The 26,101-nt window shown below is 70.1% G+C and carries 25 protein-coding genes; 21 read left to right on the plus strand and 4 right to left on the minus strand.

Going from position 1 to position 26,101, the window contains the following annotated elements; genetic code table 11:
- Positions 1–243: 243 nt before the first annotated feature.
- The 3 genes from rho to ACIHAR_RS33230 all read left to right on the plus strand — a co-directional run bounded on the left by rho (position 244) and on the right by ACIHAR_RS33230 (position 5,617).
- Positions 244–2,235 (plus strand): transcription termination factor Rho, encoded by a 1,992-nt coding sequence (gene rho / locus ACIHAR_RS33220; protein ID WP_365464138.1) that lies wholly within the window; start codon positions 244–246, stop codon positions 2,233–2,235.
- Positions 2,236–2,504: 269 nt separating this feature from the next.
- The gene (locus tag ACIHAR_RS33225) at positions 2,505–4,250 is read left to right on the plus strand and encodes a trypsin-like serine protease (RefSeq protein WP_400022992.1); all 1,746 of its coding nucleotides are present in this window, start codon (positions 2,505–2,507) and stop codon (positions 4,248–4,250) included.
- A 212-nt stretch (positions 4,251–4,462) separates the two neighbouring features.
- Complete coding sequence (locus ACIHAR_RS33230; RefSeq protein WP_400022993.1) at positions 4,463–5,617, plus strand: LCP family protein; 1,155 nt, start codon at positions 4,463–4,465, stop codon at positions 5,615–5,617.
- 8 nt (positions 5,618–5,625) lie between these two features.
- Here ACIHAR_RS33230 and ACIHAR_RS33235 read toward each other — a convergent pair whose 3' ends face one another.
- Positions 5,626–6,093 (minus strand): hypothetical protein, encoded by a 468-nt coding sequence (locus ACIHAR_RS33235; RefSeq protein ID WP_400022994.1) that lies wholly within the window; start codon positions 6,091–6,093, stop codon positions 5,626–5,628.
- Between the two features lie 161 nt (positions 6,094–6,254).
- Between ACIHAR_RS33235 and rpmE the strand changes: the two genes are divergently transcribed.
- The 17 genes from rpmE (at position 6,255) to ACIHAR_RS33320 (ending at position 21,467) form a co-directional block, all read left to right on the plus strand.
- Positions 6,255–6,476 carry a 50S ribosomal protein L31 gene (gene rpmE / locus ACIHAR_RS33240; protein WP_189942647.1) on the plus strand — a complete coding sequence of 74 codons (222 nt, stop codon included), beginning with the start codon at positions 6,255–6,257 and terminating at the stop codon, positions 6,474–6,476.
- Between the two features lie 110 nt (positions 6,477–6,586).
- Positions 6,587–7,663, plus strand: coding sequence for a peptide chain release factor 1 (prfA, locus tag ACIHAR_RS33245; protein ID WP_365464127.1), 1,077 nt, complete (start codon positions 6,587–6,589; stop codon positions 7,661–7,663).
- A 79-nt stretch (positions 7,664–7,742) separates the two neighbouring features.
- Complete coding sequence (gene prmC / locus ACIHAR_RS33250) at positions 7,743–8,582, plus strand: peptide chain release factor N(5)-glutamine methyltransferase (protein WP_365464194.1); 840 nt, start codon at positions 7,743–7,745, stop codon at positions 8,580–8,582.
- Positions 8,583–8,637: 55 nt separating this feature from the next.
- Positions 8,638–9,285, plus strand: a complete 648-nt coding sequence (locus tag ACIHAR_RS33255) for an L-threonylcarbamoyladenylate synthase (protein WP_365464124.1) — start codon at positions 8,638–8,640, stop codon at positions 9,283–9,285.
- Positions 9,282–9,962, plus strand: a complete 681-nt coding sequence (locus ACIHAR_RS33260) for a protein-tyrosine-phosphatase (RefSeq protein ID WP_365464121.1) — start codon at positions 9,282–9,284, stop codon at positions 9,960–9,962. The genes ACIHAR_RS33255 and ACIHAR_RS33260 overlap by 4 nt, the downstream gene beginning before the upstream one ends.
- 87 nt (positions 9,963–10,049) lie before the next feature.
- Entirely contained in the window at positions 10,050–11,288 is a 1,239-nt protein-coding gene (glyA, locus tag ACIHAR_RS33265) for a serine hydroxymethyltransferase (RefSeq protein ID WP_365464118.1), read from the plus strand.
- 129 nt (positions 11,289–11,417) lie between these two features.
- Positions 11,418–12,791 carry an MraY family glycosyltransferase gene (locus ACIHAR_RS33270; protein ID WP_365464115.1) on the plus strand — a complete coding sequence of 458 codons (1,374 nt, stop codon included), beginning with the start codon at positions 11,418–11,420 and terminating at the stop codon, positions 12,789–12,791.
- 304 nt (positions 12,792–13,095) lie between these two features.
- Entirely contained in the window at positions 13,096–13,542 is a 447-nt protein-coding gene (locus tag ACIHAR_RS33275; RefSeq protein ID WP_365464112.1) for a hypothetical protein, read from the plus strand.
- Positions 13,543–13,767: 225 nt separating this feature from the next.
- A complete protein-coding gene (gene atpB, locus ACIHAR_RS33280) occupies positions 13,768–14,595 on the plus strand; it encodes a F0F1 ATP synthase subunit A (protein ID WP_365464109.1) in 828 nt (275 codons plus the stop codon).
- A gap of 76 nt (positions 14,596–14,671) precedes the next feature.
- Positions 14,672–14,902 (plus strand): ATP synthase F0 subunit C, encoded by a 231-nt coding sequence (atpE, locus tag ACIHAR_RS33285; protein ID WP_007384721.1) that lies wholly within the window; start codon positions 14,672–14,674, stop codon positions 14,900–14,902.
- 41 nt (positions 14,903–14,943) lie between these two features.
- Positions 14,944–15,489, plus strand: coding sequence for a F0F1 ATP synthase subunit B (locus ACIHAR_RS33290; protein ID WP_365464106.1), 546 nt, complete (start codon positions 14,944–14,946; stop codon positions 15,487–15,489).
- Positions 15,486–16,301 (plus strand): F0F1 ATP synthase subunit delta, encoded by an 816-nt coding sequence (locus tag ACIHAR_RS33295; RefSeq protein ID WP_365464104.1) that lies wholly within the window; start codon positions 15,486–15,488, stop codon positions 16,299–16,301. Before ACIHAR_RS33290 ends, ACIHAR_RS33295 begins: the two co-directional genes overlap by 4 nt.
- A 119-nt stretch (positions 16,302–16,420) precedes the next feature.
- Positions 16,421–18,010 (plus strand): F0F1 ATP synthase subunit alpha, encoded by a 1,590-nt coding sequence (gene atpA, locus ACIHAR_RS33300; RefSeq protein WP_365464101.1) that lies wholly within the window; start codon positions 16,421–16,423, stop codon positions 18,008–18,010.
- Between the two features lie 21 nt (positions 18,011–18,031).
- Entirely contained in the window at positions 18,032–18,949 is a 918-nt protein-coding gene (locus tag ACIHAR_RS33305; RefSeq protein ID WP_365464098.1) for a F0F1 ATP synthase subunit gamma, read from the plus strand.
- Positions 18,949–20,385: a F0F1 ATP synthase subunit beta gene (atpD, locus tag ACIHAR_RS33310; protein ID WP_365464095.1), complete on the plus strand. Its 1,437-nt coding sequence runs from the start codon at positions 18,949–18,951 to the stop codon at positions 20,383–20,385. The genes ACIHAR_RS33305 and atpD overlap by 1 nt, the downstream gene beginning before the upstream one ends.
- 116 nt (positions 20,386–20,501) lie before the next feature.
- Positions 20,502–20,876, plus strand: coding sequence for a F0F1 ATP synthase subunit epsilon (locus tag ACIHAR_RS33315; protein ID WP_073940954.1), 375 nt, complete (start codon positions 20,502–20,504; stop codon positions 20,874–20,876).
- A 144-nt stretch (positions 20,877–21,020) separates the two neighbouring features.
- Complete coding sequence (locus ACIHAR_RS33320) at positions 21,021–21,467, plus strand: DUF2550 domain-containing protein (RefSeq protein ID WP_365464092.1); 447 nt, start codon at positions 21,021–21,023, stop codon at positions 21,465–21,467.
- 97 nt (positions 21,468–21,564) lie between these two features.
- On the opposite strand, the gene ACIHAR_RS33325 is transcribed toward ACIHAR_RS33320, so the two are convergent.
- From ACIHAR_RS33325 to ACIHAR_RS33335, 3 genes are all read right to left on the minus strand, one after another.
- Positions 21,565–23,388: a glycoside hydrolase family 18 chitinase gene (locus ACIHAR_RS33325; RefSeq protein ID WP_365464089.1), complete on the minus strand. Its 1,824-nt coding sequence runs from the start codon at positions 23,386–23,388 to the stop codon at positions 21,565–21,567.
- Positions 23,389–23,508: 120 nt separating this feature from the next.
- A complete protein-coding gene (locus tag ACIHAR_RS33330) occupies positions 23,509–24,150 on the minus strand; it encodes a response regulator (protein ID WP_400022995.1) in 642 nt (213 codons plus the stop codon).
- Positions 24,147–25,340: a histidine kinase gene (locus ACIHAR_RS33335; RefSeq protein ID WP_365464083.1), complete on the minus strand. Its 1,194-nt coding sequence runs from the start codon at positions 25,338–25,340 to the stop codon at positions 24,147–24,149. Before ACIHAR_RS33335 ends, ACIHAR_RS33330 begins: the two co-directional genes overlap by 4 nt.
- Positions 25,341–25,492: 152 nt before the next feature.
- Between ACIHAR_RS33335 and ACIHAR_RS33340 the strand changes: the two genes are divergently transcribed.
- Positions 25,493–26,083 carry a hypothetical protein gene (locus ACIHAR_RS33340; protein WP_400022996.1) on the plus strand — a complete coding sequence of 197 codons (591 nt, stop codon included), beginning with the start codon at positions 25,493–25,495 and terminating at the stop codon, positions 26,081–26,083.
- Positions 26,084–26,101 lie beyond the last annotated feature (18 nt).

Raw genomic sequence — 26,101 nt, forward strand, 5'->3', positions numbered from 1 at the left:
GTACCTGGGCAGTACGCCGTACAGCGACGCTGAGCGGTCTGCCGGGCACGCTCCGGAATCGGTGCGACCACGCTTCGTGACACTGGGTGCCACGGCTCGTCGAGGAAGCGCCATCACCAGATATCTCTTCCGCCGCTTTGGCGGACCACCGCCCCGGCTTCGCCACAGCAAGGACCGAAGTCGGACAGCACAACCGGTCGCCGAGCCAGACAGGCCGACGTCCGCTCCAGGGAAGGACCCTTCGTGAGCGACACCACCGATCTGATGGGCGCACGTGTCGAGGAGACCGCTGCCGCGCCCTCCACGGACGCCTCCGCGCCTGCCACCGGTGCCGGCTCCCGGCGGCGCCGCGGTACCGGCCTCGAGGGCATGGTGCTGGCCGAGCTGCAGCAGGTCGCATCCGGCCTCGGCATCAGGGGCACCGCGCGTATGCGCAAGAGCCAGCTGATCGAGGTCATCAAGGAGGCGCAGGCCGCAGGTGGCGCCCCGGCCGCGAAGGCCGAAGCCCCCACCGAGACCAAGCCGAAGCGCCGCGCCACCTCCAAGGCGCGTACGGGTGAGGCCGCCGCCGAGAAGAAGGCGGACGCCGCCCCGGCCGAGGCCCCCGCCGAGAAGGCCGTGGCCCAGCAGCAGATCGAGATCCCCGGCCAGCCGGCCGGAGGGAACGACGCCCCCGCCGAGCGCCGCCGTCGCCGCGCCACCGCCGAGGCGGGCAGCCCCGAGACCGTAACGGCCGAGGCGAAGAGCGCCCCCAAGGCCGAGACCCAGGCCCCCGCGCAGACCGAGCAGGCCGCGCAGCCGCAGGGCGAGGGCAAGGGAGACGCCGACGGCGGCGAGGGCCGTCGCCGCGACCGCCGTGAGCGCGGCCGTGACCGCGACCGCCGCGGCAAGGGTGACGACCAGCAGGGCCAGGGCGGCCAGCGCCAGCAGCAGAACCAGCAGCAGGGCGGCGGACGCCAGGACCGGGGCACCGGTCCGCAGGACGACGACGACTTCGAGGGCGGCCGCCGTGGCCGTCGCGGCCGCTACCGCGACCGCCGTGGCCGTCGTGGCCGTGACGAGATGGGCGCCGTCGAGCCGCAGATCGCCGACGACGACGTCCTGATCCCCGTCGCGGGCATCCTGGACATCCTCGACAACTACGCGTTCATCCGGACGTCGGGCTACCTGCCCGGCCCGAACGACGTGTACGTCTCCCTCGCCCAGGTCCGCAAGAACGGCCTGCGCAAGGGCGACCACATCACGGGTGCGGTCCGTCAGCCCAAGGAAGGCGAGCGCCGCGAGAAGTTCAACGCGCTGGTCCGCCTCGACTCCGTCAACGGCATGGCGCCCGAACACGGCCGCGGCCGCCCGGAGTTCAACAAGCTGACCCCGCTGTACCCGCAGGACCGCCTCCGCCTGGAGACGGACCCGGGCGTGCTGACCACCCGGATCATCGACCTCGTGTCGCCGATCGGCAAGGGCCAGCGCGGTCTGATCGTGGCCCCGCCGAAGACCGGCAAGACCATGATCATGCAGGCGATCGCCAACGCGATCACGCACAACAACCCCGAGTGCCACCTGATGGTCGTCCTCGTCGACGAGCGTCCGGAAGAGGTCACCGACATGCAGCGGTCGGTCAAGGGCGAGGTCATCTCCTCGACCTTCGACCGCCCGGCCGAGGACCACACCACGGTCGCCGAGCTCGCCATCGAGCGCGCCAAGCGCCTGGTGGAGCTGGGCCACGACGTCGTCGTGCTGCTCGACTCGATCACGCGTCTGGGCCGTGCGTACAACCTCGCCGCCCCGGCCTCCGGCCGCATCCTGTCCGGTGGTGTCGACTCGACCGCCCTGTACCCGCCGAAGCGCTTCTTCGGTGCGGCCCGCAACATCGAGGACGGCGGCTCGCTGACCATCCTCGCCACCGCGCTGGTGGACACCGGGTCCCGCATGGACGAGGTGATCTTCGAGGAGTTCAAGGGCACGGGTAACGCCGAGCTCAAGCTCGACCGGAAGCTCGCCGACAAGCGCATCTTCCCGGCGGTGGACGTGGACGCGTCCGGTACCCGTAAGGAAGAGATCCTGCTCGGCGCCGAGGAGCTCAACATCGTCTGGAAGCTGCGGAGGGTGCTGCACGCCCTCGACCAGCAGCAGGCGGTCGAGCTGCTCCTCGACAAGATGAAGCAGACGAAGTCGAACGCCGAGTTCCTGATGCAGATCCAGAAGACGACGCCTGCGCCGGGCAACGGCGACTAGTCGCCGTCGAGACGGCCTGCCGGGCCGTCAGCCGCGGGCTGACGGTGGCTGATCGCGCCCATGCGGCGGAGCCGCAGGGATGACGCCGTCCGCGCCCCTCGAAGGGCGTGTCGGGGCCGCCCCCTGTTTTCAGGGGGCGGCCCTTTCTGCTGTTCACGGTCAAGGTACGATCGCCGTCTTCGGTCGTCCTTTCGACCACGAACTACAGATCCCTAGGGGGGACTTGAGTGGGTACACCCACGTCCGGGGGCGGGCGTCACAGACGTCGGATGCGGATCGTTCTGCCTGTCGCGGCGGCCGGGCTTGCCGCCGCTGTCGCCGGTGCGCTGCTGACCTCGTCGGCCTCCGCCTCCGAGGCGCCGCCGGCGCCCGCCGTCACCGTGCCGTCGGTGAAGGAGCTGCAGAAGCGGCTCGACATCGCCCTTGCCGGTGACGACACCGCGGGCAAGACGACGAAGGCGTCGCAGAGCGCGAGCACCGGCGCCACCACGATCGACCCGAAGATCATCGGCGGTACCACGACGACCATCACCACGGCCCCGTGGATGGCGCAGCTCTGGTACGGCGACGACCGCGGCACCGAGACCACGACCGACGACATCGGCTTCTTCTGCGGCGGCGCGGTCGTGGCGCCGACGAAGATCCTCACCGCAGCGCACTGCGTCAAGGGCTACGACTGGTACGCGAACGGCGCGATCATCACCGGCACCTCGCAGCTGCCGACCGGGGACGACCTGCACGGCGGCACCGTCAGCGGCGTCTGGCGCCAGTGGAACCACTGGTCGTACAACGCCACGACGATCGACAACGACATCGCCGTGCTGACCCTGCCGAACCCGGTCAAGGCCACGCCGATCAAGATGATCACGCCCGGCAACACCGGCTCGTACGTGGCCGGCACCCAGGCCAAGGTCTACGGCTGGGGCCGCACCTCCTCCACCAGCGACGACATCTCCGAGACGCTGAAGACCGCCACGCTGCCGATCCAGTCGGACGCGACCTGCGCGGACGCCTACGGCGCCGACTTCGTCAAGGGCCACATGGTGTGCGCGGGCAACCCCGCCACCGGCAGCGACGAGGGCACCACCTCCGCCTGCAACGGCGACTCCGGCGGCCCGCTCGTCTACGGCGGCCGCATCGTGGGCGTCGTCTCCTGGGGCGTGGAGGACTGCGTGGCGAGCGGCGCGTACAGCGTCTTCGCCAAGGTCACGACGTACGTCGGCACCGTCTACCCGCGCATCGACGACACCAACCTCAGCGGTGACCACAACGCCGACCTGTGGGTGCGCAACGCCTCCACCCAGACCGGCTACGAGATCGACTCCAAGGGCACCACGCTCGCGGCGCGCCAGTCCTGGGGCACCTGGGGCGGCTACAACGTGATCCTGCAGACGGACCTGGACCGGGACGGCTACCAGGACCTGATCGTGCGCCGCACGTCCGACGGTGACGTCTACTGGAAGCACTTCGTGCCCGCCAGCGGCACCTGGGCGGACAAGCTGATCGGCGACAACTGGAAGACCCGCCTGAGCATCGTGGCCCCCGGTGACGTCACCGGTGACGACCTGCCCGACGTGGTCTCCGTCGACTCCGCCGGCGTCCTGTGGATCTACCCGGGCAAGGGCAACGGCAGCTTCGGCACGCGGGTGAAGGCCGGCACGGGCTGGAACAACTTCAACGTCGTGCGCGGCCACGGCGACTTCAACGGCGACGGCAGGGCCGACCTGCTCGCCCGCAACAAGACCAGCGGCGCCGTGTACCTCTACCGGGGCCGGGGCGTCCTCGGCTCGACCGCCTTCATGTCCGGGCTCAAGGTCGCGACCTGGAGCAACACGACGTACAACGCCTTCGCCACCGTCGGCGACGTCAACGGTGACGGCAAGGCCGACCTGCTGGCCCGTACCCCCGCAGGCACCCTGTACCTGTACCGGGGCAACGGCAGCACCGGCAACGTGATCTTCTCCCCGGGGATCTCCCTCGGGACGACGTTCAAGCAGTACGACATCTTCGCCTGACATCGCAGGTGGGCGGGGTGTTCCCCGCTCACCCGATCACGCACTGTGCCCGGTCTCCCTGAGGCCGGGCACAGTGCGTCGTGCGACCCTGTGCCGAGTTTCCGCCGTCCTGCCGGCGGAGCGACGATGGTGCGGTGAGGGTCCGTCCGGAGCAGGACCAGGCCTGACCCCGGCGACACGGGGTAACCGACCGGACGACAACCGAGGAGCACATGTCCGCCGAGAGCACGCCGGAGCCCGGCATACCGGGAGAGACCGGCACACCGGATCACCCGGGCAGCAGCGAGCCGGGCCGCGACGCCGAGGGGCGCCGCCGCAGGCCGCGCGCCGGGCGCAGAAGCCTGCTGGTCACGGCGTGGACGGCCGCCGGCATCGTCGTCCTGGGCGGCACCGGCGCCGGCTACCTCTACTTCAAGCTCAACGGCAACATCAAGAGCGTCGACATCGACCGGGCCCTGGGCGCCGACCGGCCCACGAAGGCCGACAACGGCTCGGAGAACATCCTCGTCCTCGGCTCGGACACCCGTTCCGGCGCCAACAAGAAGCTCGGCGGCGGCGCCGACGACGGCAGCGCGCGCTCCGACACGGCGATGGTCATCCACGTCCACGAGGGCCACGAGAAGGCGAGCGTCGTCTCTATCCCGCGCGACACCCTCATCGACCGCCCCGAGTGCACGGACTCCCAGGGCGTCACGCACGACGCGGCGAAGGACGTGATGTTCAACTCGGCGTACTCCACCGGCGGCGCGACCTGCGCGGTGAAAACGGTCGAGTCGATCAGCGGCGTGCGCATGGACCACTACCTGGAGGTCGACTTCTCCGGCTTCAAGAAGCTCGTCGACGAGCTGGGCGGGGTGGAGATCACCACCACCAAGGACCTCAAGGACCCCGACAGCCACCTCGACCTCGAGGCCGGCACGCACAAGCTGGACGGCGAGCAGGCCCTCGCCCTGGTGCGCACCCGGCACGGTGTCGGCGACGGCTCCGACCTCGGCCGCATCCAGCTCCAGCAGGCGTTCGTCAAGGCCCTGATGGACCAGGTCGAGGAGGTCGGCGTCCTCACCGGCGGCAACAAGCTGTACGACCTCGCCGACACCGCCACCAAGGCCGTCACCACCGACGCCGGCCTCGGCTCCCTGAACTCCCTGATGTCCTTCGCCGACGGCCTCAAGGGCATCGACGCCTCCGACCTGACCATGGTCACCATGCCGGTCCGGTACGACCCCGCCGACCCCAACCGCGTCCTCGTCCAGGAGAAGAAGGCCCAGCAGCTCTGGACGGCCCTGAGGAACGACCGACCCGTTCCCCGGACGGTCACCGAGGGCAACGCCACGGGGGAGGCGTCGGGGGTCGTGACCTCGTCCTGAGGGGCGGGTCAGGAGATCCAGCGCCCGCTCCGGCGGTGGCGGCCCAGCCCGACGGCGGAGAATTCGTCCCCACCGTCCCGCGCCACCGCGCCGAGACGGCGCAGCGCCTGCGAGATCGGACTGCCGCCGACCGGGAGGCGCTCCCCCTCTCCTACGGCGAGCGGCCCCAGTACGAGCGCGCCGCCGGCCCAGACGGCCGTCCTCTGCTCACCCACGCCACCGAAGTACTCCGCCTCCACGAAGGCGACGGGCCCGGCGGCCGACCACGCGACGAGGCGGGCGTCGAAACCGGCCGGCAGCCACCGGAAGCCAGCGGGCGTGTCGTGTCGCCGCCGGCGGCGTCGAGGCGGGCGTTCGTCACCGGCAGCAGCGACAGACCCTGCCCCAAGGGGCGCCGAACGGGCGGCGGGCAGCTCCCGCACGACACCCCGCAGCACGTCATCCCCGGCGATCACCGCCCGCAACTCGTAGCTCATGCCCACCTCCTCCCGTCCCCCGGCGGCCCGGGAATAGATCACCCCACCCCCCGGTTTTGGGGGATGGCGCCAGTCCTGGCAGACTGGTACGTCGGCTCCGGTTCACGCCTCCGCATTCCCGCGGCTGCGACCCGGCGCCCTCCCGGAACCTAGGAGACACCTTGAAGCGCGACATCCACCCCGCGTACGTCGAGACGCAGGTCAGCTGCACCTGCGGCGCGTCGTTCACCACCCGCAGCACGATCGAGGCCGGCACCATCCGCGCCGACGTCTGCTCCGAGTGCCACCCGTTCTACACGGGCAAGCAGAAGATCCTCGACACCGGTGGCCGTGTGGCCCGCTTCGAGGCCCGCTTCGGCAAGGCCGCCGGCTCCAAGAAGTAGCGAGCCCTTCTTCGCCGGTCCACGGCCGCGTCCCCGTCCCGGGGCCGTGTGCCGGGACCGGCGTTTTTGGTCGCCCGCCTTCCCTTTCGTCCGCAGTACAGGAGCCAGAGATGTTCGAGGCCGTCGAGGAACTCGTCGGTGAGCACGCCGACCTGGAGAAGAAGCTCGCCGACCCGTCGGTCTTCGCCGACCAGGCCAACGCGCGCAAGCTGAACAAGCGCTACGCCGAGCTCACCCCGATCGTCGCCACGTACCGCTCCTGGAAGCAGACCGGCGACGACATCGACACGGCGAAGGAATTCGCCGCCGACGACCCCGACTTCGCCGCCGAGGTCAAGGAGCTGGAGAAGCAGCGCGAGGAGCTCACCGAGAAGCTGCGCCTGCTGCTCGTCCCGCGCGACCCCAGCGACGACAAGGACGTGATCCTGGAGATCAAGGCGGGCGCGGGCGGCGACGAGTCCGCCCTGTTCGCCGGCGACCTGCTGCGCATGTACCTGCGCTACGCCGAGCGGGTCGGCTGGAAGACCGAGATCATCGACGCCACCGAGTCCGAGCTGGGCGGCTACAAGGACGTCCAGGTCGCCGTGAAGACCAAGGGCGGCCAGGGCGCCACCGAGCCCGGGCAGGGCGTGTGGGCCCGGCTGAAGTACGAGGGCGGCGTGCACCGCGTGCAGCGCGTCCCGGCGACCGAGTCCCAGGGCCGTATCCACACCTCCGCCGCCGGCGTGCTCGTCACCCCCGAGGCCGAGGAGGTCGACGTCGAGATCAATCCGAACGACCTCCGCATCGACGTCTACCGCTCCTCCGGGCCCGGTGGGCAGTCCGTGAACACCACCGACTCCGCCGTGCGCATCACGCACATCCCGACCGGAGTCGTGGCCTCCTGCCAGAACGAGAAGAGCCAGCTGCAGAACAAGGAGCAGGCACTGCGTATCCTGCGCTCCAGGCTGCTCGCCATGGCGCAGGAGGAAGCGGAGAAGGAAGCCGCCGACGCCCGCCGCAGCCAGGTCCGCACCGTCGACCGCTCCGAGAAGATCCGCACCTACAACTTCCCGGAGAACCGCATCTCCGACCACCGCGTCGGCTTCAAGGCGTACAACCTGGACCAGGTCCTGGACGGCGACCTCGACGCGGTGATCCAGGCCTGCGTCGACGCGGACTCGGCGGCGAAACTGGCGGCGGCGTAAGGCAGTCGCGCGGACGAGGACGACACGGAGGACTTGCGTGCAGCAATCCATTGGGGGGCGACCCCCAAGCCCCCGCAGCCTGCTGCTCGCTGAGGTAGCTCAGGCCACCCAGCGGCTGGCCGACGCCGGCGTGCCCTCGCCGCGCAACGACGCGGAGGAGCTCGCCGCGTTCGTGCACGGCGTGAAGCGCGGCGCCCTCCACTCCGTGAAGGACTCCGACTTCGACGCCCGGTACTGGGAGGTCATCGCCCGGCGCGAGCAGCGCGAGCCGCTGCAGCACATCACCGGGCGGGCCTACTTCCGCTACCTGGAGCTCCAGGTCGGCCCCGGCGTCTTCGTCCCGCGGCCCGAGACCGAGTCCGTGGTCGGCTGGGCCATAGACGCCGTACGGGCGATGGACGTCGTCGAGCCGTGCATCGTCGACCTGTGCACCGGGTCCGGCGCCATCGCGCTCGCCCTCGCCCAGGAGGTCCCGCGCTCCCGCGTGCACGCCGTGGAGCTGTCCGAGGACGCCCTGGTGTGGACGCGCAAGAACGTGGAGGGGTCCAGGGTCGATCTGCGGCAGGGCGACGCCCTGACCGCCTTCCCGGACCTCGACGGCCAGGTCGACCTGGTGATCTCCAACCCGCCGTACATCCCGCTCACCGAGTGGGAGTACGTCGCCCCCGAGGCACGGGACTACGACCCCGACATGGCCCTGTTCTCCGGCGAGGACGGCCTCGACCTCATCCGGGGCCTGGAACGCACCGCACACCGGCTCCTGCGCCCCGGCGGTGTCGTCGTGATCGAGCACGCCGACACCCAGGGCGGCCAGGTGCCGTGGATCTTCACCGAGGAGCGGGGCTGGGCCGACGCGGCCGACCACCCCGACCTCAACAAGCGCCCGCGCTTCGCGACGGCCCGCAAGGCGCTGCCGTGAGCGCCACCCCGACTTCCGACCCCCAGCAGTACGTGCACGAGGAGGCCCGCTAGACATGGCTCGGCGATACGACACCAATGACGCGACCGACCGCGTGACGGGTCTGCGTGAGGCCGCGTCCGCCGTCCGCCGCGGCGAGCTGGTGGTCCTCCCCACCGACACGGTGTACGGCATCGGCGCCGACGCGTTCTCCAAGGAGGCCGTCGGTGACCTGCTGGAGGCCAAGGGCCGGGGCCGCAACATGCCCACCCCCGTGCTGATCGGCTCCCCGAACACGCTCCACGGTCTCGTCACCGACTTCTCCGAGCTGGCCTGGGAGCTGGTCGACGCCTTCTGGCCGGGCGCGCTCACCCTCGTCGCCAGGCACCAGCCGTCCCTCCAGTGGGACCTGGGCGACACCCGCGGCACGGTCGCCGTGCGCATGCCGCTGCACCCGGTCGCCATCGAGCTCCTGACCGAGGTCGGCCCGATGGCGGTGTCCTCCGCCAACCTGACGGGCCACCCCGCCCCGGAGAACTGCGACTCCGCCCAGGAGATGCTCGGCGACTCCGTCTCCGTCTACCTCGACGGCGGCCCGACCCCCGGCAACGTGCCGTCCTCGATCGTCGACGTCAGCGGTGACGTGCCCCTGCTGCTGCGCGCGGGCGCGATCACGGCCGACGAGCTGCGGAAGGTCGTACCCGACCTCGAGGTGGCGAATTGACAGCCCCTGACGCGGGGCGTGGCATAGGCAACGGGGAAAGCGCGGCGGAGATCACGACGACGTTCGTCGGGCTTCCGCGCGACACCTTCCGCATCCTCCACGTCAGCACCGGCAACGTCTGCCGCTCGCCGATCACCGAGCGGCTGACCCGGCATTTCGTGTCGCAGCGACTCGGGGTGCTGGGCGGCGGGCTGATCGTGGAGAGCGCGGGCACGTGGGGCCACGAGGGCGCGCCCATGGAGGCCAACGCCGAGACCGTGCTGGCCGAGTTCGGCGCGGACGCCTCCGGCTTCACCGGGCGGGAGCTCCTCGACGAGCACGTCATCCGGGCCGACCTGGTCCTGACGGCCACCCGCGACCACCGCGCCCAGGTCATCTCCATGGGCCACTCGGCGGGCCTGCGCACCTTCACCCTCAAGGAGTTCACCCGCCTGGTGAACGCCATCGACCCGGCCACGCTGCCCCCGCTGGAGGACGGCGTGGTGATACGCGCCCGTGCCCTGGTGCGCGCGGCGGCGGCTCTACGCGGGTGGCTGCTGGCGCCCACGGCGGAGGCGGACGAGGTGTACGACCCGTACGGGGCTCCGCTGACGTTCTTCCGTTCGATCGGCGACGAGATACACCAGGCGCTGGACCCCGTCGTCACGGCGCTCACCGGAGTGACCGCGCGGATGTAGGTGCCGGAAGTCGGCTGCGGCACCGGGCGTCCCGGGCCTCCCCGGCCTACATTGGACCTACGTCACCGTCGACGCCCGGAGTCCACCATGCCGGTCACCCATGCCCTCGAGGCCGACGTCCTGCAGCGGCAGGACCCCGAGCTCGCCGAGATCCTGCTCGGGGAGCGGGAACGGCAGGCGTCCTCCTTGCAGCTGATCGCCGCCGAGAACTTCACCTCGCCGGCCGTGCTGGCGGCGCTCGGCTCGCCGCTCGCCAACAAGTACGCCGAGGGCTACCCGGGGGCCCGTCACCACGGCGGCTGCGAGATCGTCGACGTCGCCGAGCGCCTCGCCGTGGAGCGGGCCAAGGCGCTGTTCCGGGCGGACCACGCCAACGTGCAGGCGCATTCCGGGTCATCGGCCGTGCTGGCCGCCTACGCGGCGCTGCTGCGGCCCGGCGACACCGTCCTCGCCCTCGGACTGCCCTACGGCGGTCACCTGACCCACGGTTCGCCCGCCAACTTCTCCGGCCGCTGGTTCGACTTCGTGCCGTACGGGGTGGACGCCGAGACCGGGCTCATCGACCTCGAACAGGTGAGGACGCTGGCCCGCGGCCACCGGCCCAAGGCGATCGTGTGCGGGTCCATCGCCTACCCGCGCCACATCGACTACGCCTTCTTCCGGGAGGTGGCCGACGAGGTCGGCGCCTATCTCATCGCGGACGCCGCGCACCCCATCGGCCTCGTCGCCGGGGGAGCGGCGCCCTCCCCGGTGCCGTACGCCGACGTCGTCTGCGCCACCACGCACAAGGTGCTGCGCGGGCCGCGCGGTGGGATGATCCTGTGCGGCGGCGAGCTGGCCGAGCGGGTCGACCGGGCCGTCTTCCCCTTCACGCAGGGCGGCGCGCAGATGCACACCATCGCCGCGAAGGCGGTCGCGTTCGGCGAGGCGGCAACACCGGCGTTCGCCGCGTACGCCCATCAGGTGGTCGCCAACGCCAGGGCTCTCGCGGCCGGCCTGGAGGGGGAGGGGTTCGCCGTCACCACCGGCGGCACCGACACGCACCTCATCACCGCCGACCCGGCGCCCCTCGGCATCGACGGCCGCACCGCGCGCGGCCGGCTCGCGGCCGCCGGGATGGTGCTGGACTGCTGCGCCCTGCCGCACGCCGACGCCCGCGGCCTGCGCCTGGGCACGGCCGCCGTGACCACGCAGGGCATGGGCGAGGAGGAGATGACCCGGATCGCCAAGCTGATGGCGGGCGTGCTGCGGGACGAGGTGGAGGGCAGGACCGCGCGTGAGGAGGTCCGGGAGCTGACCCGGGGATTCCCCCCGTATCCGGGGTGATCCGGGGTAGACGCGCCCCGGTACACAGCCACCCGTGCAACCATCGTGGCTACCCGGAAGTCCTCACCCATATGCGGCCGTCGCTAGGGTGTGGAGCTGAGATGGCCAGCGAGACCTGTGGGGAAGCCCGTGCGTGAATACCTGCTGACGCTCTGCGTCACGGCCGCGGTGACGTATCTGCTGACAGGGCCGGTACGGAAGTTCGCGATCGTGGCCGGAGCGATGCCGGAGATCAGGGCCCGTGACGTGCACCGGGAACCCACTCCGCGGCTCGGCGGGATCGCGATGTTCTTCGGTCTGTGCGCGGGCCTGCTGGTCGCCGACCACCTGACCAACCTCAACCAGGTCTTCGAGAAGTCCAACGAGCCGCGCGCCCTGCTCTCCGGGGCCGCGCTGATCTGGCTGATCGGCGTCCTGGACGACAAGTTCGAGATCGACGCGCTGATCAAGCTGGGCGCGCAGATGATCGCCGCGGGCGTGATGGTCATGCAGGGTCTGACGATCCTGTGGCTGCCCATCCCGAGCGTCGGCACGGTCGCGCTGACCCAGTGGCAGGGCACCCTGCTGACGGTGGCCCTGGTCGTCATCACCATCAACGCGGTCAACTTCGTGGACGGCCTCGACGGCCTGGCCGCCGGCATGGTGTGCATCGCCTCGGCGGCGTTCTTCATGTACGCCTACCGCATCTGGTACTCGTACGGCATCGAGGCCGCCGCCCCCGCGACCCTGTTCGCGGCGCTCCTGATGGGCATGTGCCTGGGCTTCCTGCCGCACAACATGCATCCCGCGCGGATCTTCATGGGCGACTCCGGCTCGATGATGATCGGGCTGGTGCTGGCCGCCGGCGCGATCTCCATCACGGGCCAGGTGGACCCGGACAACCTGTTCGGCGGTTCCGAGCGGAGCGCGGTGCACCAGATGGTGCCGGTCTACATCCCGCTGCTGATGCCGTTGACGATCATCGCCATCCCGGCCGCCGACCTGGTCCTGGCCATCGTGCGGCGCACCTGGCGCGGCCAGTCGCCGTTCGCGGCGGACCGCGGGCACCTGCACCACCGGCTGCTGGAGATCGGGCACTCGCACAGCCGCGCGGTGCTGATCATGTACTTCTGGTCGGCGCTGATCGGCTTCGGCGCGCTGGCCTACTCGGTCAACGCGGCGTCCATGTGGATCGTCCTGGGTGTCGTGATCCTCAGCGCGATCGGGCTGGTGCTGCTTCTGCTGCCGCGCTTCACGCCGCGTGCCCCGCGCTGGGCCGAGGCCTTCGTGCCGCCGCGCTACCGGCGCCGCAAGGTCCTGCCGGAGGTGGAGACGGCCGTCGCCGCCGCGGAGGAGGGCCGCGCGGCGGAGAGGAGCCCCGCGGCGGCCCAGGAGAGCCCCGCGGCCGACGAGCCGGAACACCGCACGCCGGTGGTCGTGGGCGTCTCGGGCGTCAACGGGGCCACCGCGGTCGGCCACCGGTCGCGCGGCGCCTCGCGTCCGGCTTCGCGCACGGCAAGGTAAGAATCTGACGAGAGCATTGCCAAGTCGTGGGGAAGTGTCGCGGCGACAAAGGGTGCAATACCAGACAAGTGGGCGCCGTTCCCGCTCATGCGCGCACTGTCACTCTCACGTGTGACAGCAAGCACACCATCCAGGTAAAGACCTCATCAAATAGTTTGTGATACCGTTCACGAGAACCCCGGATAGAACCGAAGGACCGTAGTGCGACGGTCCATTGGTGTGAGGTCTCCACTCCCCTCGGACCGGGACTACGCTCGTCCATGACGACACCCCTGCCACCCCCTTTGAAAGCGGAGTTGCCGCCATGCCGTCCAACGACGTCCGGATCCTGGCCCAGGCTGCCGTGCCCACGGTTGCCGTCGGCGCGATTGCCGCCGTCGTCAGCGGTGTGGTCGCCGGAGGCAAGGGAGCGATCGGCGCCGTCGTCGCGACCGTCGTGGTCATCCTGTTCATGGGGCTCGGTCTCTACGTTCTGCAGCGCACTGCCAAATCGCTTCCGCATCTCTTCCAGGCCATGGGCCTGATGCTGTACGCGGCGCAGATCCTGCTGTTGTTCATCTTCATGGCCGCGTTCAAGAACACGACGCTGTTCCACCCCCGGGCCTTCGCCTTCACGCTCGTCGCCGGCACTCTCGCGTGGATCGTCGCGCAGACGCGCGCCCACATGAAGTCCAAGATCCTTTACGTCGAACCCGATTCGTCGGACTCCTCGAAGGGCGAGAAGCCCGAAAAATCGGGGCACTCGTCGTGAGGGGTAGGGCCGGGATAAAGACGCCTGAGAGATCCTGCTATCGTCCGGTGCCAACTGCGGCATCGCGGGCGCGGGCATCCCAGCTGACGCCTGCTCATTCGCGAGGCGAGATGCCCCCACGCCGCCCCCACATCCGTAACACCAGTCCCGTGCCGAACCGCGGCTCCGCGCCGCGCCGACACAACGAGGTTGCCGTACCTATGCGCCACGCTGAAGGAGCCCGCGGTGAGTGCTGACCCGACGCAGGTGCTCGCCTTCGAGACCGACTGCCACCTTTTCGACGGGTGTGGCTTCGCCGAGGTTTCGCCGGGCCTGCACTCGTTCCTGTTCCAGCCCCTGTGGGGCAACGCGGACAGCAACCTGTACTTCAACAAGACGATGCTGCTGGCGCTGCTCGGCTCGATCATCATCGTCGGCTTCTTCTGGGCCGCCTTCCGCAAGCCGCAGGTCGTCCCCGGCAAGCTCCAGATGGTCGCCGAGGCGGGCTACGACTTCATCCGGCGCGGTGTCGTCTACGAGACCATCGGCAAGAAGGAGGGTGAGAAGTACGTCCCGCTCGTCGTCTCCCTCTTCTTCTTCGTCTGGATGCTGAACCTCTGGTCGATCATCCCGGTCGCCCAGTTCCCGGTCACCGCGATCATCTCCTACCCGCTGATCCTGGCGCTGCTCGTCTACATCCTGTGGGTGTCCCTGACCTTCAAGCGGCACGGCTTCGTCGGCTTCTGGAAGAACGTCACCGGTTACGACAAGTCGCTCGGCCCGGTGCTCCCGCTGGCCATGCTGATCGAGCTCTTCTCGAACCTGCTGATCCGCCCGTTCACGCACGCCGTGCGACTCTTCGCGAACATGTTCGCCGGTCACACCCTGCTGCTGCTCTTCACGATCGCCAGCTGGTACATGCTGAACGGCTTCGGCATCGCCTACGCGGGTGTCTCGTTCGTGATGGTCGTCGTGATGACCGCCTTCGAGCTCTTCATCCAGGCTCTGCAGGCGTACGTCTTCGTCCTGCTGACGTGCACCTACATCCAGGGCGCTCTCGCCGAGCACCACTGAGCCACCGCCCTCCCACCTCCACAAGTCGTCCGGTGGCCAACCCCCACCGGTCCGTAAAGAGAAGGAAGAACCTCGCATGTCCACGACCCTTGCTGCCGTCGAAGGTTCCCTCGGTTCCATCGGTTACGGTCTCGCTGCGATCGGCCCGGGCGTCGGCGTCGGCATCATCTTCGGTAACGGCACCCAGGCCCTGGCCCGCCAGCCCGAGGCCGCCGGCCTGATCCGCGCCAACCAGATCCTCGGCTTCGCCTTCTGTGAGGCGCTGGCCCTGATCGGTCTGGTCATGCCGTTCGTCTACGGCTACTGATCGCTGACACCAGACCAGCCGACTAGACGAAAGGCACACCCATGAGCCCGCTGCTCACGATCGCGGCTGCGGAGGGAGAGAACCCCCTCATCCCGCCGATCCCCGAGCTTGTCATCGGCCTGCTCGCCTTCGTCATCGTCTTCGGCTTCCTCGCCAAGAAGCTGCTCCCGAACATCAACAAGGTTCTGGACGAGCGTCGCGAGGCCATCGAGGGCGGTATCGAGAAGGCCGAGGCCGCTCAGACCGAGGCCCAGAGCGTTCTTGAGCAGTACAAGGCTCAGCTCGCCGAGGCCCGGCACGAGGCCGCGCGTCTGCGCCAGGAGGCGCAGGAGCAGGGCGCCGCGCTCATCGCCGAGATGCGCGCGGAAGGCCAGCGGCAGCGCGAGGAGATCGTCGCCGCCGGTCACACCCAGATCGAGGCCGACCGCAAGGCCGCCGCGTCCGCGCTGCGCCAGGACGTCGGCAAGCTCGCCACCGAGCTGGCCGGCAAGCTCGTCGGCGAGTCCCTCGAGGACCACGCCCGCCAGAGCCGCGTCATCGACCGCTTCCTCGACGAGCTCGAGGAGAAGGCCGAGGCGTCGCGATGAACGGAGCGAGCCGCGAGGCCCTGGCAGCCGCACGCGAGCGTCTCGACGCGCTGACGGACTCCACGTCCGTGGACGCGGCGCAGCTCGCCGCCGAGCTGGCGGCCGTCACCGCGCTGCTCGACCGCGAGGTGTCGCTGCGTCGGGTCCTCACCGACCCGGCGCAGGCCGGTGAGGCCAAGGCCGAGCTGGCCCAGCGCCTGCTCGGCAACCAGGTCAGCGGCGCCACCGCCGACCTGGTGTCCGGCCTGGTGCGCTCCCGCTGGTCGCAGTCGCGCGACCTGGTGGACGCGCTGGAGGACCTGGCGAACACCGCCGACCTCACCGCCGCGCAGAAGACCGGCACGCTCGACGACGTCGAGGACGAACTGTTCCGCTTCGGGCGGATCGTCTCCTCGAACACCGAGCTGCGCGCCGCGCTGACGAACCGGAAGGCCACCGCCTCGGCCAAGGGCGAGCTGCTGCGCAGCCTGCTCGGCGGCCGGGCCGACGCGGCCACCGAGCGTCTGGTGACGCGCCTCGTGACCGCGCCGCGGGGACGTAGCCTGGAAGCGGGACTCGAGTCCCTGTCCAAGCTCGCCGCCGAGCGCCGGGACCGTGTGGTGGCCGTCGTCACCTCGGCGGTGCCGCTGAGCGACGGACAGAAGCAGCGCCTGGGCGCCGCCCTGGCGAAGCTCTACGGCCGTCGGATGCACCTCAACCTCGACGTGGACCCCGCGGTCCTCGGCGGGATCCGGGTGCAGGTCGGCGACGAGGTGATCAACGGTTCCCTCGCGGACCGCATCGAGGACGCCGCCCGCCGCATGGCGAGCTAGCAGCAACTCAACACGCAGTAGTGCTTACGGCCCTGGTTGGGCCGTGCAGAGGATTCCTGGGGGTCGCCCCCAGACCCCCAAAGAAACTTCGGGCCCAACAAGGAGAGCAGGGAACCCAGATGGCGGAGCTCACGATCCGGCCGGAGGAGATCCGGGACGCGCTGGAGAACTTCGTCCAGTCGTACAAGCCGGACGCGGCCTCGCGCGAGGAGGTCGGTACGGTCACCCTTGCCGGCGACGGCATCGCGAAGGTCGAGGGTCTGCCCTCGGCCATGGCCAACGAACTGCTGAAGTTCGAGGACGGCACCCTCGGCCTCGCCCTCAACCTCGAGGAGCGCGAGATCGGTGCCATCGTCCTCGGTGAGTTCAGCGGCATCGAGGAGGGTCAGCCGGTCACCCGTACCGGTGAGGTCCTCTCCGTCGCGGTGGGCGAGGGCTACCTCGGCCGCGTCGTCGACCCGCTCGGCAACCCGATCGACGGCCTCGGCGAGATCGAGACGTCCGGCCGCCGCGCCCTCGAGCTGCAGGCCCCCACGGTCATGCAGCGCAAGTCGGTGCACGAGCCGATGGAGACCGGCTACAAGGCCGTCGACGCGATGACCCCGATCGGCCGTGGTCAGCGTCAGCTGATCATCGGCGACCGCCAGACCGGCAAGACCGCCCTGGCCGTCGACACGATCATCAACCAGCGCGACAACTGGCGCTCGGGCGACCCGAAGAAGCAGGTCCGCTGCATCTACGTCGCCATCGGCCAGAAGGGCTCGACCATCGCGTCGGTCCGCCGCGCGCTGGAGGAGAACGGCGCGCTGGAGTACACGACCATCGTCGCCGCCCCGGCGTCCGACCCGGCCGGCTTCAAGTACCTCGCCCCGTACACCGGTTCGGCCATCGGCCAGCAGTGGATGTACGAGGGCAAGCACGTCCTGATCATCTTCGACGACCTGTCGAAGCAGGCCGACGCCTACCGCGCCGTGTCGCTGCTGCTGCGTCGCCCGCCGGGCCGCGAGGCCTACCCGGGTGACGTCTTCTACCTGCACTCCCGTCTGCTGGAGCGCTGCGCCAAGCTCTCCGACGACATGGGTGCCGGTTCGATGACCGGTCTGCCGATCGTCGAGACCAAGGCCAACGACGTCTCGGCGTTCATCCCGACCAACGTCATCTCCATCACCGACGGCCAGTGCTTCCTGGAGTCGGACCTGTTCAACGCCGGTCAGCGTCCCGCGCTGAACGTCGGTATCTCCGTCTCCCGAGTCGGTGGTTCCGCGCAGCACAAGGCGATGCGCCAGGTCTCCGGCCGTCTCCGCGTCGACCTCGCCCAGTTCCGTGAGCTGGAGGCGTTCGCCGCCTTCGGTTCCGACCTGGACGCCGCGTCGAAGGCGCAGCTGGAGCGCGGTTCGCGCATGGTCGAGCTGCTGAAGCAGGCCCAGTACCAGCCGATGGCCACCGAGGACCAGGTCGTCTCCATCTGGGCCGGCACCAACGGCAAGATGGACGAGGTCCCGGTCGCCGACATCCGCCGCTTCGAGCGGGAGCTGCTGGACTACCTGCACCGCAAGGAGCAGGGCCTGATGACCTCCATCAAGGAGGGCGCGAAGATGTCGGACGACACCATCCAGGCGATCGACGACGCCGTCGCCGAGTTCAAGAAGCAGTTCGAGACCTCGGACGGCAAGCTGCTCGGCGAGGACGCCGCGTCCGCCGCCAAGTGACGTAAGGAAGGGACCTGACTCATGGGAGCCCAGCTCCGGGTCTACAAGCGTCGCATCCGATCCGTCACCGCGACCAAGAAGATCACGAAGGCGATGGAGATGATCGCCGCCTCGCGCGTCGTCAAGGCGCAGCGCAAGGTGGCGGCCTCCACGCCGTACGCGACCGAGCTCACCCGCGCGGTCACGGCGGTCGGTACCGGTTCGAACACCAAGCACCCGCTGACCACGCAGGCCGAGAGGGTCACGCGGTCCGCGGTGCTGCTCCTGACGAGCGACCGTGGTCTCGCCGGTGCCTTCAACTCCAACGCCATCAAGCAGGCGGAGCAGCTCACCGAGCGGCTGGAGCGCGAGGGCAAGCAGGTCGACACGTACATCGTCGGCCGGCGCGGGGTCGCCCACTACAACTTCCGTGAGCGCAAGATCGCGGAGTCGTGGTCGGGCTTCACCGACGAGCCGTCGTACGCGGACGCCAAGAAGGTCGCGGCCCCCCTGATCGAGGCCATCGAGAAGGACACGGCCGACGGCGGTGTGGACGAGATCCACATCGTCTTCACCGAGTTCGTCTCGATGATGACGCAGACGGCGCTCGACGACCGCCTGCTGCCGCTCAGCCTCGACGAGGTCGCGAAGGAGGCGAAGCCGCAGGGCGAGATCCTTCCGCTCTACGACTTCGAGCCCTCGGCGGAGGACGTCCTCGACGCCCTGCTGCCGCGCTATGTGGAGAGCCGCGTCTACAACGCGCTGCTCCAGTCGGCCGCCTCCAAGCACGCCGCCACGCGGCGCGCGATGAAGTCGGCCACCGACAACGCCGGAGAGCTCATCGAGACGCTGTCCCGGCTTGCCAACGCGGCCCGCCAGGCCGAAATCACCCAGGAAATCAGCGAGATCGTCGGTGGCGCGAGCGCCCTGGCCGACGCGACCGCGGGGAGTGACCGCTAATGACCACCACTGTTGAGACCGCGACGGCTACGGGCCGCGTCGCCCGGGTCATCGGCCCGGTCGTCGACGTGGAGTTCCCCGTCGACGCGATGCCGGACATCTACAACGCCCTTCACGTCGAGGTCTCCGACCCGGCGAACGCGGGCGAGAAGAAGACGCTGACCCTGGAGGTCGCCCAGCACCTGGGTGACGGCCTGGTCCGCACCATCTCCATGCAGCCGACCGACGGTCTGGTCCGCCAGGCCCCGGTCGTCGACACCGGCGACGGCATCACCGTCCCGGTCGGCGACTTCACCAAGGGCAAGGTGTTCAACACCCTCGGTGAGGTGCTGAACGTCGACGAGTCCTACGACGGCGAGCGCTGGTCCATCCACCGCAAGGCGCCGAACTTCGACGAGCTCGAGTCGAAGACCGAGATGTTCGAGACCGGCGTCAAGGTCATCGACCTGCTGACCCCGTACGTCAAGGGCGGCAAGATCGGTCTGTTCGGTGGTGCCGGCGTCGGCAAGACGGTGCTCATCCAGGAGATGATCTACCGCGTCGCCAACAACCACGACGGTGTCTCCGTGTTCGCCGGTGTCGGTGAGCGCACCCGTGAGGGCAACGACCTCATCGAGGAGATGACCGACTCGGGCGTCATCGACAAGACCGCGCTGGTCTTCGGTCAGATGGACGAGCCCCCGGGCACCCGTCTGCGCGTCGCGCTGGCCGGCCTCACCATGGCCGAGTACTTCCGTGACGTCCAGAAGCAGGACGTGCTGTTCTTCATCGACAACATCTTCCGCTTCACGCAGGCCGGTTCCGAGGTGTCGACCCTGCTCGGCCGTATGCCCTCCGCGGTGGGTTACCAGCCGAACCTGGCCGACGAGATGGGTCTCCTCCAGGAGCGCATCACCTCGACCCGTGGTCACTCGATCACCTCGATGCAGGCGATCTACGTCCCCGCGGACGACCTGACCGACCCGGCCCCGGCCACCACCTTCGCCCACCTCGACGCGACGACGGTTCTCTCCCGTCCGATCTCCGAGAAGGGCATCTACCCGGCCGTGGACCCGCTGGACTCCACGTCCCGCATCCTGGACCCGCGCTACATCGCGCAGGAGCACTACGACGCCGCCATGCGCGTCAAGACGATCCTGCAGAAGTACAAGGACCTCCAGGACATCATCGCGATCCTCGGTATCGACGAGCTGGGCGAGGAGGACAAGCTCGTCGTCCACCGTGCCCGTCGCGTGGAGCGCTTCCTGTCCCAGAACACCCACGTCGCCAAGCAGTTCACCGGCGTCGACGGGTCGGACGTCCCGCTGGACGAGTCGATCGCGGCCTTCAACGCGATCTGCGACGGCGAGTACGACCACTTCCCGGAGCAGGCGTTCTTCATGTGCGGTGGTCTCGAGGACCTGAAGAAGAACGCGAAGGAGCTGGGCGTCTCCTGAGCCACGCGCTCTGAGCTCGTGTGAGGGGGCGGGGTCGTCCCGCCCCCTCTTCCACGCCCATTAGACTTGTAACCAACACCCGGCAGACCCGCCGGGTGGTGACCCGAGGAGCCACCTTGGCTGCTGAGCTGCACGTCGCGCTGGTCGCGGCCGACCGAGAGGTCTGGTCCGGCGAGGCCACCCTGGTCGTCGCGCGCACCACGTCCGGCGACATCGGCGTCATGCCCGGTCACCAGCCGCTGCTCGGTGTGCTGGAGTCGGGCCCGGTGACCATCCGTACGAGTGACGGTGGGACGGTCGTCGCCGCGGTGCACGGCGGTTTCGTCTCGTTCGCGGACAACAAGCTGTCGCTGCTGGCCGAGATCGCCGAGCTGTCCGACGAGATCGACGTCCAGCGCGCGGAGCGGGAGCTCGAGCGCGCGAAGGCGGAGGGCGATGCCACCGCCGAGCGCCGTGCGGACGTACGACTGCGTGCTGCGGCGGCACGCTGATCCAGCGCGCCGTGTGATGACGTCACTCAGCCGCGGCCGGCACCGGAGCGATCCGGAGCCGGTCGCGGCTGAGGCAGATCTGGATGTTTTTTCCGTTCCGTTACCTGTGTTGAAGGTACCTAGGAGACGAGGAGGTCGGTGTCGATGGTCCTCGCTCTGACTGTGTGCGGAATCGTCGTGGCCCTGGTGGTGCTGGGGCTGTTCGTCTTCGGTCTGCGTCGCAGACTCATCCAGCGCTCCGGCGGCACCTTCGACTGTTCCCTGCGCTGGGACGTCCCCGAGAAACCGGACCCCAGCGGCAAGGGCTGGAGCTACGGCGTCGCCCGCTACAACGGCGACCGCATCGAGTGGTACCGCGTCTTCTCCTACGCCCCCCGCCCGCGCCGCGTACTGGAGCGTGCCTCGATCGAGGTGGCCGGCCGTCGCCTCCCCGAGGGCGAGGAGGAGCTGGCGCTGCTCTCCGACGCGGTGATCCTCGCCTGTCTGCACCGGGGCACGCGCCTGGAACTCGCGATGAGCGAGGACGCGCTGACCGGTTTCCTCGCGTGGCTCGAGGCGGCCCCACCAGGACAGCGAGTGAATGTGGCGTAGAGCCACACTCACTCGCTGGGTGGGGTCCCCCGGACGAGGTCCGGGGGCTGCGTCAACGACGCTCAGATCCCACGGGTACCTCCCGCGGGTGATGTTCCTATGACAGCCCGCTGTTGATCGCGCTCACCAGTTCGCCGTTGCCGGTGTCACCGCTGAACTCCCAGAAGAACGCGCCGCCGAGGCCCTGGTTCTTGGCCCAGGTCATCTTCCCGGCGATCGTCGACGGGGTGTCGTACGACCACCAGTTGGTGCCGCAGTGGGCGTACGCGGTGCCGGCGATGGTGCCGGTGACGGGGCAGGAGTTCTTCAGGACCTTGTAGTCCTCGATGCCCGCCTCGTACGTGCCGGGCGCGGCGCCGGTCGCCGTGCCGCCGGGGGCGGACTGGGTGACGCCGGTCCAGCCGCGGCCGTAGAAGCCGATGCCGAGGAGCAGCTTGGCGGACGGGACTCCCTTCGCCTTCAGCTTGGCGATGGCGTCGGCGGAGTTGAAGCCGGCGGCCGGGATCCCCGGGTACGAGGTGAGCGGGGAGTGCGGGGCGGTCGGGCCGTCCTTGTCGAAGGCGCCGAAGTAGTCGTACGTCATCACGTTGTACCAGTCGAGGTACTGGGCGGCGCCGCCGTAGTCGGCCGCGTCGATCTTGCCGCCGGAGGAGCCGTCGGCGGTGATGGCCGCGGTGACCAGGTAGTTCGAGCCGAACTCGGCGCGCAGGGCCTGCATGAGGGTCCTGAACGCCGCCGGACCGGAGGTGTCGCAGGTCAGGCCGCAGGCGTTCGGGTACTCCCAGTCGATGTCGATGCCGTCGAAGACGTCGGCCCAGCGCGGGTCCTCCACGACGGCCTTGCAGGACTTGGCGAACGCGGCGGCGTTGGCCGCGGCCTGGCCGAAGCCGCCCGAGTAGGTCCAGCCGCCGAAGGAGTACAGCACCTTGATGTGCGGGTACTTGGCCTTCAGCTGGCGCAGCTGGTTGAAGTTGCCGCGCAGTGGCTGGTCCCAGGTGTCGGCGGTGCCGCTGACGGACTGGTCGGCGGTGTAGGCCTTGTCGTAGGCGGCGTAGGTGTCGTCGACGGTGCACTGACCGTTCTTGACGTTGCCGAACGCGTAGTTGATGTGCGTGATCTTCGAGGCCGAGCCGGACGTCACCAGGTTCTTGACGTGGTAGTTGCGGCCGTAGACGCCCCACTCGGTGAAGTAGCCGAGCTTGACCTTGTTGCCGGGGGGCGGGGGTTCCGTGGTGCCGCCGGTGGTGCGCACGGCGCGCGCTCCGCTGACCGGTCCGGTCTGGTCGGCGGTGTCACGGGCCTGGACGGTGTAGGAGTAGTCGGTCCCGGCGGTCAGACCGGTGTCCGTGTACGAGGTGGTGGTCACGGTGGCGACCTTGGCGCCGTCGCGCAGCACGTCGTAGTTCTTGACGCCCTTGTCGTCGGTGGCGGCGCTCCAGGCCAGCTTCACCGAGGTGTTGGTGATGTCGGAGGCGGTGGGGGTGCCCGGTGCGGACGGTGCGGCGTCGCCCGGGACGGAGGTGCCGTCGCAGCTGCCGCCGTTGAGCTTGCAGTTGGACGGGGAGCCGGAGCCGGTGCCGTTGAAGCCGAAGGAGACGGAGGCGCCGGGGGCCAGGGTGCCGTTCCAGGACTTGTTCTTCGCGGTCCAGTGGGTGCCGGAGGAGGTGACGTCGGCGTCCCAGGCGGAGCCGACGGAGGTTCCGGAGGGGAAGTCCCACTCGACGGTCCAGGAGGTGAGGGTGGTGGTGCCGGTGTTCTTCACCGTCCACTTGCCCTCGAAGCCCGTGCCCCAGTCCTGCGGCTTGGAGTAGGTGGCGGTGGCGGAGGTCGCGGCCTGGGCGGGGCTCGCGAGGCCGACCAGCCCGGCGAAGGGGAGCAACAGGGTCGCGAACCCTGCCGCGGCTCTGTGTCTGAAGCGCATGCTGCGCCTCCTCGGGGGGAGTTGGGGGGCATGACTGAGCCTTCACGCCCACGGTGCCGCGAGAATAGAAAGGTCTGGACCACGGGTCAATAGGTCTGGACCACCTCGGGGCGTGCGGCGCTAGACACCCAACTCTTGCGCCAGTACGGCCGCTTGGACCCGGCTGCGCAGCTCCAGCTTGGCCAGCAGGCGGCTGACGTGCGTCTTCACCGTCGCCTCCGCCATGTCCAGCCGCTCGGCGATCCCCGCGTTGGACAGGCCCTCGCCGAGACACGACAGCACCTCGCGCTCCCGCCGGGTCAGCGTCTCCAGGACCGCCGGGTCGGCCTTGGACCCCCGCGCCGGCCGGCCCGCGAACTCCGCGATGAGCCGGCGGGTCACGGCCGGGGCCACGACGCCCTCGCCGCGCGCCACCGTCCGCACCGCCGTGAGGAGGTCCCTCGCCTCGGTGTTCTTCAGCAGGAAGCCGGCGGCCCCGGCGCGCAGCGCCCCGAACACGTACTCGTCGAGGTCGAAGGTGGTCAGGACGAGGACGTCCGCGAGGCCCTCCTGGACGATCACCCGGGTCGCCGACACCCCGTCCATCCGCGGCATCTGCACGTCCATCAGCACCACGTCCGGCCGCAGCTCCCGGGCCAGCGCCACCGCCTGCTCCCCGTCCACCGCCTCACCGACCACCGTGAGGTCGGGCGCGCTGCGCAGGATGAGGACCAGCCCGGCGCGGACGGCGGACTGGTCCTCCGCGACGAGGACGCGGATCACGCGGAGTCTCCTTCGCTCAGGGGCAGGGTGGCGCGTACGGTCCACATCCTGCCGTCCGCCGAGGCCGGGTCCTGGACGGGACCGGCCTCGAAGTGCCCGCCCAGCAGTGCCGCGCGCTCCCTCATCCCGATGAGCCCGGCACCCGAGCCGGGGGCGCGCGGCCCGTCCCGGTCGCCGTACGGGCTGCTCACCTCGACGGTGAGCGAGCCGTCCCGCCGGGCCAGGCGCACGGTGACACGGCCGGGACGGGCGTGCTTGAGGGCGTTGGTGAGCGACTCCTGCACGATCCGGTACGCCGCGAGCTCGACCGGGGCGGGGACCTGGTCGTGGCCGGCGTCGAGGGCGACGTCCAGGCCGTTGGCGCGGGCGCTCTCGACCAGGGCGCCGAGGCCGTCGAGGGTCGGTGCGGCGGCCGGCTCGCGGTCCCCGCTGTTGTCCCGCAGGATCCCGATCAGCCGCCGCATCTCGGCCAGTCCCTCCACGCTGTTCTCCCGGATGACCGACAGCGCCTCCTTCGAGGTGTCCGGGTCGTCGAGGGACAGCGCGGCCGTGGAGTGGATCGCGATCGCCGACAGGTGGTTGGCGACCATGTCGTGCAACTCCCGTGCCATCCGTGCGCGTTCGGCGACGACCGCCTGCGTGCGGTCCATCTCGGCGAGCAGCGCGGTCTGTTCGGCGCGCAGCCGGGCGGCCTCGGCGGCGTCGCGGTGGTTGCGGACGATCAGGCCGGTCGACGCGGGCGTGAACGACACGACGCCGACGGCCACACCCAGCAGCAGGGCCTCGGGCACGCGCCAGACCGCGAACGGCACCACCGTCGCCGCCACCGTGAGCAGCCCCGTGATCCACGTGATGCGGCGGGCCGAGGCGGGTGTGCCGTACAGCACGGCCGCGTACACGAGGTCGGTGAACATGATCAGTGTGGCGACGCTGCCCTGGGTGACGGTGTCCAGGGTCAGCGCGGCCGTGCCGATCAGCAGGGCGCTGCGCGGGGCGGTCCGGCGCAGCACCTCGCAGCCCGCCATCAGCGTCAGCGGCAGCAGGATCGGCCAGCGGCCGTCGAGGAGCACGATCGGTTCGTCCGCCGGGCGGGTGGCCAGCCCGATGCCCCACAGCAGCAGTCCGCCGAGCAGTCCGGCCAGCGCGGCGCAGACGTCGAAGCGGTGCGGTCGGGGCGGTCGTACGGCCATGCCCCCATCCAACACGGGGTCCGCCTCGGCCGCCTGATGCCCGCGGACGGTTCCGAACTGCATCTTTCGATGTACCGCGGGTTCGTCACCGCCGACGACGCGTGCCGCCCGTCCCGCCGTGAGCCTGGAACGGTGAGCGAGAGGAGCGAACCGTGATCGTCTGGTTGATCGCCGCCTGTGAGATCGGCTTCTGGGTGCTGCTGGCGCTGGGGCTGGCCGTCCGCTACCTGCTGAAGTGGCGCCGCACGAGTGTCGTGCTGCTGCTGTGCGAGCCGGTACTGGAGCTGGTCCTGTTCGCGGCGACGGCCGTCGACCTCAGGAACGGCGCCGAGCCCGGCTGGGAACACGGCCTGGCGGCGCTGTACATCGGCTACACCGTGGCCTTCGGCCACTACACGATCCGCTGGCTCGACGGCCACGCCGCCCACCGCCTGGGCGGCGCCCCGCCCCCGCCGAAGCCGCCCCGCTACGGGCGGGCCCGCGCCCGCCACGAGGCGAAGCTGTGGCTGCGGGCCGTGTACGGCGGAGCCGTCGCCCTGGCCCTGCTCCAGCTCGCCGTGTGGTACGTCGGCGACTCCGGCGACGTCAGTTCGCTGCGCACGTTCCAGTGGGTGGCCCTGCGCACGGTCGGCATCTACGGCCTGATCGCCCTGTCGTACACGGTCTGGCCCCGCAAGGCTCCGGCAGCCGCCGGGGCGGAGGGGGCCGTGACCGGGAAGGAGAGGGAAGGCGCCGGGCGATGAGTCGGGTGACCCGGCGCG

This window comes from Streptomyces sp. NPDC052016, assembly GCF_044548445.1.
In the GTDB taxonomy this organism is placed as follows: Bacteria; Actinomycetota; Actinomycetes; order Streptomycetales; family Streptomycetaceae; genus Streptomyces.